Genomic DNA, 8,244 nt, shown 5'->3' on the forward strand with positions numbered 1-8,244 from the left:
ATGCATGGAATCGTCCCTCAGATCGAGTCCGGCGACAAGTCACGACGGCGCTTTGTGATTAAAATTCGCGAATTATCCGCCGCGCTTGTCGCCTCTCCCATATGTCCGATAATCTGCGCTTATCGGATGCATTTGCGGTCGATTAATCGCGCAAGTTTGGTATCTGACTCTCAACTTAACCAATGAACATGTTGCTGGCGGCGACAGGCGCGTCCGCCCACCTGTCTGGCGTTTTGGCTGGCAATGCGAGCGAAAGCAAAAATCCAATGGATTCAGTCGGGGGATCGATGGGAGCGGACCTCCGCTACCACGCGTCCCCCACTATATTTTGCCTGGGGGAATGCCTCGCCCCCGATGAGCGAGGCGAGCTTGCCTTTCACCTCGACCTGAAAGCCTTCTCTGGGCGCCTTGGGATGGACGGTCACGCTATGAACGAGCGCCCGGAAATTGGCGACCAGCGATCCGCGATCGTCCTCTGCCGTCGCGTGTTCGCTCAAAACCCCCGCGAGCCGGTCAACAGTCGCGATATAGCTCTCGATGGTCGCGGGATGCAGGGCGATGATTTGCGGGGCTTCCTCCAGCGACAATCGTTCGCGCTCCGCCTCCTCTACTTGCGTCTTTAATTCGTCCAGCCTGGCTCGGCCCTCTTCCTCTCGAAGCACACCCTTAATGAGCAAATCTATTGCCCGCTGGCGCTCTGCTTCGAGCCGGTCGCGTTTTCGTTCGATCCGCGTTCTTCTGGAAAAGGCAGTAGCAGCCAGCCGCTTGCGCTCCTCATTATAGGTGCGGACGTAAGTCTCCATCAGGCGTGTATCCTTCAACTCCTCGGTCATGCCTCTCAGGACGGCCTCCTCCACGTCCCAAAGGTAGAGAATGCGCCGATTGGAGCAGCTACCACTCTCCCTCACAGCCGAGCATCGGATACGCGTCTTGCCGGTTTTGTCCCGGTCATGCACCGACATCCCCGACCCACAGCATCCGCAGCGCAATAGGCCTGATAAAAGATGTGCAGGCCGGCGCTTCACATTTGTGGAGAGGCGGGCTTTCTCCGCCTTCAGAGCCTGGACGCGCGCCCAAGTCTCGTCATCGACAATCCGAAGAAGCGGGGCTGCGATCGTCTGCCATTGATCGCGGGGGTTCGGCCGCGAGATTCGTTTGCCCGTGTCCGGGTTCTTCACCATCCGCACCTTGTTCCAGACGATGCGGCCGGCATAGAGCTCGTTGAATATCAGACCGTTGCCGCGCTGGGCATTTCCATTGATCGTCGAGGCGTTCCACTTTGGTCCCCGCGGCGGCACGACACCTTCGCGATTGAGTTCGCCGGCGATTTCGCGTGGCGGCCGGCCATCTGCGTAAGCTGAAAAGATACGCCGGACGACCTCTGCCTCTTCCTCGACAACTTCCAACTCCCCAGTCCGACCGAGCGCAGGGCGGTAGCCATAGGCCCGACCGCCGGCGTGCCGTCCGTCGCGAATGACGCTGGCCATGCCCCGCCGAACTTTTTTGGCGCCGTCCTCTCGCTGTAGCTGACCGACCAACCCTCTCAGACCGACGAGAACGGCATCGGCCGTGCCGTCGTGCACCGCGTGAATCTCGACGCCGAGGAAGGACAGTCGTTTATGGATACCGGCCAAGTCTTCCATGTCGCGGGAAAGCCGATCGAGCGCTTCGACAATCACCACGCCGAATTTGCGATCGCGCGCCGCATGCATGAGGCGCATAAGGCCGTCGCGGCCAAAGACCGAAGCGCCGGAGCGTGCCTTGTCCTCGTAGGTTCCAATGACATCGAATCCCTGCCGCGCAGCGTAAGCGCGACAAAGCTCGATTTGATCCTCGGTCGACTTCTCGTTCTGGAGCTCAGTCGAAAATCTTGCGTAGACGATGGCATGCGTCATTGTTCGATGCTCCCGCCTGCAATGTCCGACTCCCGTCAACAGTTTCCTGTTCGAGAGGCGGAACGCTGAAAGCAAGATGATCGCGCCTTGCGTCGGCAATCGCAAGGGCTTCGACAAATGCAACGAGAGAAACGTCGAGCGGAGTCGCGCGGGATTCCAACGATACGTCACCGCCGTTACCGCTATTGCTGCTGTTGCTCGCCTGTCGCGTCACGCACGGATAATGTGAGTGATCGCTGCTCGACAAAAGGGAACGATCTTCACGATCGCAGAATTAGAAATCGTAGCGGAGAAATAGGCTAGGGCGCCATTGGTCGGGTGGCGAGATTCTGCCCATTTGTTGCAGTCTAAACGGATCTCACCACGCCTTCCTTGTGCAAGGACGCTCGCGTCCGCAGGGGAATGCGGCAATTTTTCGCCAAAGAGAAGAGTGTCGGGGTTCGGAACAAAGATAGGCCCCCGCCCAGTCCGATCGCTATAGAGTTCGAATCCCCTTGGGCGCGCCATTTGCGTATAAAACTGCGAACACCCTTGCCGATTTGTTCTCCGGCAATGACGGCCTGTTCCAGGCTGGCTTTCGAGCCGTGGATGCGGACGATTTTGTCGTCGACCTCGATGGCGTCGACGATTGAGCGCACGTAAGCTTTGCGGAAGGTCGTCTCGCCCGTTGTGATCCGCTCCCGCATGAAAGCGCCGAAGCGCTCGATCTGATCGGGCTCGAGCGTGACCTCGGGCGCAAGCCGGACCTTGATGCGCTCCAGTGCGACCTTGCCGCGGTCGCGGTCGGATTTGAGCGCCGCGAGCCGCTCCGCCAGCGTCTCGTCGATCTCCGTGACGCCGTCCTCCACCATTTTATAAAGACGACGCAGCATTTCGTCGGCCTGGGCGATTTCTCTTTGTAGGACGCGAGCCCGCTCCTGGACCTCAACGTCGCTCGATGCGCGCTTTTCGGCCAATGACGTCAAGAGGCCGGCCAAGCGACTCGGACCGAGCAAACGATCGGCGAGATGGGTGGTGACCAGTCCGTCGAGCCTCTCCATGGCGATAGAGCGGCCCTTGCAGCCGGCCTTGCCGACGCGGGCGGCTGTGGAGCAGGTGTAATAGCGATGCACCTTGCCGCTTTTGGATGTTCCCGTCCGCAAGGTCATGGCCCCGCCGCATGTGGCGCAATGCGCCAGACCGGTAAGCAGGATCGGACCCGTGACGACGCGCGGCGCCATGACGCGCGGATCTCGGGCGGCGAGGCTCGTTTGAACCTTGTCGAAAACCGCGCGGTCGATGATCGCCGGAACCCCGATCTCGATAATTTCACTTTCCGGCTTGACCCGGCCGGTTTTGGCCTCTCGCCGATTGAAGCGCCAGCGGCCAACGTAAACGGGATTGGTCAGAATCTTGTGAACCGACGCGACACCGAAGCGCGCGCCAAGCCGTGTCCGCTCTCCGCGCGCGTTGAGCGCCTTCGTTACCTCCTTGACGCCCATTGGCCCCCGGCCGCCCTCTCCCTCCAGATAAAGGCGGTAGATCAGCCGCACGATCTCGGCTTCAACGGCATCGATGACAAGTTTCTTCTTCGTGCGATGGCCGCGTTTATCGACTTCCGCCAACGCATAACCGAGTGGCAGGCGCGAGCCGTTGTAGAACCCCTGGCGGGCGTTCTCCTTCATGGCGCGCAAGACATGTTTGCCGTTCTCGCGGCTCTGATACTCGTCGAACAGCGCGATGACCTGACGCATCATCACCTGAGCGGGATCGTCTCCAAGCTCCTGGGTGATCGAAACCAGCCGCACATTGTGCTTGGCGAGTTTCCTGACGTACATCTCCAGGCCGAAGGCGTCGCGAAAGAAACGCGAGAAGGAAGAACGACGATGACATTGATCGGATGATCGTCGTCGCAGGCGCGTTCGATCATCCGCTGAAACTCGGGCCGGTTGTCGTCCATGGCTGAGGCGCCGGGTTCGACATATTCGGCGACGACTCGCCAGCCCTGACGGGCGCAATAGGTGCTCGTCTGCGTTTGCTGGTCAGGAATGGAAAGATCGACCTCCGCCTGCCGCGTCGTCGAAACCCGCAGATAAAGCGCGGCGCGAAGAGGTTCGGTCATCGGAGGCTCCCCAGGTCGATCCAAGACTCAATGGCGAGGTCGAAGGAAGGCGTCGAGCATATCGCCGAGAAAAATCTCCAGCACATCGACCTCGGCGGCGGTGATCGGAACCTCTTCGGGCCAGTCATCGGTGACGATTTGGTCAACCGCGACGGCTTCTCTCGAAACCGAATCATACCGCTTCGGCGCGCGAACGCCATCGCGATTTTCTTCGTGAGCGCGGGCTTTCTTGTAAATTCCTCGGACACGAGCCATGCCGAAAGCATGGCGACAAACGCCGCCTATTCGAACGGCCAAATTACGCGATGCAACGTGACGCGCGCGGCGTCGAAGGAAAAGAAAGCGAAGGCAATAGGGGCGAGCATTCGACACCTATATGCGATCAATTTTCGTGTGCGAAGGAGGAACAGCCTTTGTTCACATTCCGATCCCAATCGCACGCGTGCGCGTAAAATCCCACGAAATGTCGGAGTCACGAACAACACCGCTGATCTGACGGCCAAGGCGGTCGTCCATGACGGGGCGCCAGGGGACGAGCGTGAACTCGTAGGCATTCTCGATGATTGCGTATTTGCCTGAGACGAGATTGGTCGTGCCGGTGAAGACGCCTGAAACGCGCTCACCCTCGCCCTTCATTCTGAACGGCGTAAGCTTGTCTGCGGCCATGGACTTTCCGACACGTTCGATCTCACCTCGCTCCAGCCGCGCGATGAGGTCCTTGGGCGCTCGTATGCCGCCATTCTGTGCGCGCCAGGCGTGGCCTTTGGCGACAAGCGCCTCCCGTCGCCGCTGCTTCGCCGCCTCGGTCTCCGCGCCGAAGCCGGCATGGGTGAGCCCTGTACGGTTGGGAGAGGCGAGTTCCCGGTCGAGCCAGGTCGCGCCGTTGGCGTCAATCTGGGATTCGAGGTCGAGGTTGGAGAGAACGCGTAGCGTCATCCGTCCGCGCCGCTGGGCGTCGTAGTCGGCGCCGCGCGTCTCAAAGTCCGCCGGCAGCCGCCAATGGTCGGCGTCGATCCGCTCCACGATCCCCGCCCGGCGCAGCGCCTCCAGCCGACGGACATGACTCTCGACATAGGCCCCATAGTCGCCGCCCCGAACGCGCACGCGGCTCGCCTCGGCGATGGCGCGGTGGATGCTGGGGCGATACTCGCCCGAGGCGCCGGCGAGTTGGGCGATGTTGCGGTCCGCCGGTCGCGGCCCGGCTGGCGCAGGGACGATCTCCACGATCGATCCGATAGAGGCTTCCTCGGCGGCGTTCGACATCGCCTCGGAGCCGAGCGCGACGTGATGGACACGCCCGTCAACGCCGTCGACGACGACGCCAAGTCGCTCTCCGAGTTCATCAGTCAGCCGCTTGTCGATCACGCGGCCCTTGATCGGGGCTTTGGCGTCCTCGCCATGAAGGGAATAGCTTTCCAGGGCGCGCTCTTCGCCCCGCGCCGTCAGCGCCCGATTGATCGCCTTGATGATGTCGCCGCGCTCGCCGAGTTCCCGCAGCATCCGCTCCATGTGCTCAGACAGTTTCCACACGCCCGGCTCGCTCTCCGTTGCGAGGCCATAGCGCGACAGCGTCTGCAATCTGCCGATGCGTAGCGTCAGATCGAAGTCGGCGCTGACCTGGCCCGTCTCGGGCCGCAGGTCGAGGGGTCCCTCGCCGGCCTCGGCGAGCATCGCTCGATCGATCCGGGTGAAACGCTCGGCGGCGATTTCCGCCGTGAGTTTCGATCGCAGCTCCAGGTCGGTCTCAGGTCCCAATTCGAGCGTCGCGAGCTCTTGCGCGCGCAATCTGATCCCGTCCGTGATGTAATCCTGGGCGATGATCAAATCCTTGCCCGTCTCGTCCTTTCCCCTGACAACGACATGGCTATGTGGATGGCCGGTGTTGAAGTGGTCAACGGCGACCCAATCGAGCTTTGTGCCGAGGTCCTCCTCCATCTGGTTCATCACGCCGCGGGTGAAGGCGCAAAGGTCGCTCAGCTGATCGCCGTCTTCGGGCGCGACGATGAATCGAAACTGGTGCCGATCCTCGCGGCCTTGATCCAGAAAGGCGCGCCCGTCCGCGACGTTAGTCGACGCGCCGTAGAGCCTCCCTTTCTCTCCTTCTCGGTCGGTCCCGTCGCGCTGCAAATAGCGTAGATGCGCGTCGGCTCCCTTGCTCCCCAGTTTCAACCGAACGATCCGCGCCTTCACCACGACGCGGCGCATCCGCTGGCTCGGCCCGCGCCCCTCCGCCGCGAGCTTCAGTCGATCCGCCGCCGCTTGCCCCCGACCGATGCGGCAACACCTCCCTTTCCGGGGCCGACCCGACGCGCCATCTCGCCGACGATCGGCACGCCCGCCGCGCGTCGGCGCCGGCCCGATCCCGCCGCCCTTCGCCTTCGTCACGGCCTTCATCACCTGCGCGACGAAGGAGCGCGGTCGCCGCGCCGCGCCGCTGCCTCGATCACGAATTTTTCCGGCGCGGAGTCGAAGGTCGGAAGAGTCGTCGCTGCTCATGGGCAAGAGCTTGCGCCGGCGATGCCGCAAGACAAGCTGCAATCCGCGCAGCTCGCATCATGGCGTTGAAAAAGAAACGATATGCGGAAAGGCCCACACTGCGAAAAGTCTCACGGCCGGCAAATAACAATGTGCAGACAAACAATTACACGCAAACGGCACGGTTGCTTTAATCTTGCCGTAATTTGTAAACTCGCCAACACTGCGCCAAACTACGCTACAATACTACTCAACCAGCAAAATTTTGCAAACCCGTTCCTGCAAGAATGCGCCTGCCGGCGGCATCAGGAAAATTACAAATGGAACCAAAGTCTCGCAGCGCCGCTGCAAAAAACCTGCAATGAAATTTCGCGGCGATTGTGCGCCGAGAAGATAAAATTTTGCGACTTCGCTACATCCATGGTGCGCATATGACCCGCAACCTGGATACAATTCCGTTACCGAAAACGCCTCCTGATCAGCATGGAGAACGATGTTCGAGCACTGGACATTTCGTTGGCGCGGCGGTCAATACGACGCGAAAGCAGCAACTCTGAAGCCAGGCCTTGGCGGAGGTTCCTAGTGACCGCGACGCGACAATGGTTGCCGACGCCCCGCCTGCGTTTTCCGGCGGTCGAGCGCCGTAATGTAGTTCGGTCGAGTTTCGAAACGAGGAACTCTTGTCGGCGATTGGATCGGCCAGGGAGAGATCGACGTTCGGGGCGGTGAAGCCAAGCGAGGCGCCATCGAAAAGTGTAAGTCGGCTCGGAAAGCCGCGCATGACGAAACTCGGCGATAAAGGCGGAGTTCGTCGCCGGCTCGTTGATATAGGCGCTGCTCTGATCGCGCCCCAGCGTCTCGCCCCACGTCTTTTTTCCGGCGTCATTTAACGGCCCTCGAGGAAAGGCCGCGACGTTCCCGCCCATATTGGAAGCGTTCACTGCCGCGTCGATGTCGGTCGTCACTTCATTCACACAGCAAAAAACGAACAACGAGTATGAGTTTAGCTCAGCTTCAAACACGGGTCGCGCTCGGCAGCGGCGCAAGCGTTGCACGCAGCGAAACCCCTGCCATTTTCAGCTTGGAACTCCGACTAAATCGCATTGCAAATATCAGGATCGCGGCAAATACACAGTGAAGCCGAAATAGGAGTGCAGCCGAAGATAGAATGCTCTTCAACCTGAGCATTCTATAATCGCGCATATGGCGCTCGACTCTGCTGTTCGACCTCCGGCTAAAGCAGAAGTCGAACAGCTCTCTCGGGCCTGAAATGTGCGCGGCCCAGCGGAAAGTTCACGGAACTTTCAGAAGCCCCGGCGTGCTCGTAGGTCCTACACCGAGCCGATCTGCTGTCGTCTGCGTCGAAGAGGTGACTATGCGCGGCATTAGTGATGGCATCGTCGACCACACGGCTAAGCAGGCTTTTTCTTCACCGGAGCCGCCTGACCTTTTCGCCAGCGACCAGCAGCTGCCTTGCTAGTGATTTCTTTGCGTCTTTCTGCGCTTAGGGATGCTGTTCTTGCAGCGTCCCCTACTGAACCTACAATGTGCTTTTTGTTACTCTTTTTTGCCAGCTCTTGGGGATGGGCATCGCACGTCGCCACGTCCACGATGAACTTGGCGCGCTGGTCGTTGTCGCGCGGGCGTTGGACTATAGACCGGTCGCCCGATGCGGGCGCGCCGCCCTCATTGTCCCATCTGGCGATAGCTTTAGGGTCAGCGTCGACAACGGGCGTTTTCGCTTTTGTCATACCCATGAATATGGCGCGGGCG

At 60.6% G+C, this 8,244-nt stretch carries 7 protein-coding genes; all 7 read right to left on the bottom strand.

Going from position 1 to position 8,244, the window contains the following annotated elements; translation table 11 throughout:
* Nucleotides 1-272 precede the first annotated feature (272 nt).
* Nucleotides 273-1,895 carry a recombinase family protein gene (locus AB7I51_RS16925; protein ID WP_428405512.1) on the bottom strand — a complete coding sequence of 541 codons (1,623 nt, stop codon included), beginning with the start codon at nt 1,893-1,895 and terminating at the stop codon, nt 273-275.
* Nucleotides 1,896-2,242: 347 nt separating this feature from the next.
* Nucleotides 2,243-3,712 carry a recombinase family protein gene (locus tag AB7I51_RS16930; RefSeq protein ID WP_428405513.1) on the bottom strand — a complete coding sequence of 490 codons (1,470 nt, stop codon included), beginning with the start codon at nt 3,710-3,712 and terminating at the stop codon, nt 2,243-2,245.
* Nucleotides 3,631-3,996, bottom strand: a complete 366-nt coding sequence (locus AB7I51_RS16935; RefSeq protein WP_428405514.1) for a recombinase family protein — start codon at nt 3,994-3,996, stop codon at nt 3,631-3,633. The genes AB7I51_RS16930 and AB7I51_RS16935 overlap by 82 nt, the downstream gene beginning before the upstream one ends.
* Nucleotides 3,997-4,023: 27 nt before the next feature.
* The gene (locus AB7I51_RS16940) at nt 4,024-4,251 is read right to left on the bottom strand and encodes a hypothetical protein (protein WP_428405515.1); all 228 of its coding nucleotides are present in this window, start codon (nt 4,249-4,251) and stop codon (nt 4,024-4,026) included.
* A 162-nt stretch (nt 4,252-4,413) separates the two neighbouring features.
* Nucleotides 4,414-6,492: a DUF3363 domain-containing protein gene (locus AB7I51_RS16945; RefSeq protein ID WP_428405516.1), complete on the bottom strand. Its 2,079-nt coding sequence runs from the start codon at nt 6,490-6,492 to the stop codon at nt 4,414-4,416.
* Nucleotides 6,493-6,929: 437 nt separating this feature from the next.
* Nucleotides 6,930-7,436 carry a hypothetical protein gene (locus tag AB7I51_RS16950; RefSeq protein WP_428406360.1) on the bottom strand — a complete coding sequence of 169 codons (507 nt, stop codon included), beginning with the start codon at nt 7,434-7,436 and terminating at the stop codon, nt 6,930-6,932.
* Between the two features lie 447 nt (nt 7,437-7,883).
* Nucleotides 7,884-8,244 (bottom strand): hypothetical protein (locus tag AB7I51_RS16955; RefSeq protein ID WP_428406361.1); only part of this gene is annotated, 361 nt, incomplete at its 5' end.

Origin of the sequence: Methylocystis sp., assembly GCF_050246715.1 — a bacterium.
In the GTDB taxonomy this organism is placed as follows: domain Bacteria; phylum Pseudomonadota; class Alphaproteobacteria; order Rhizobiales; family Beijerinckiaceae; genus Methylocystis.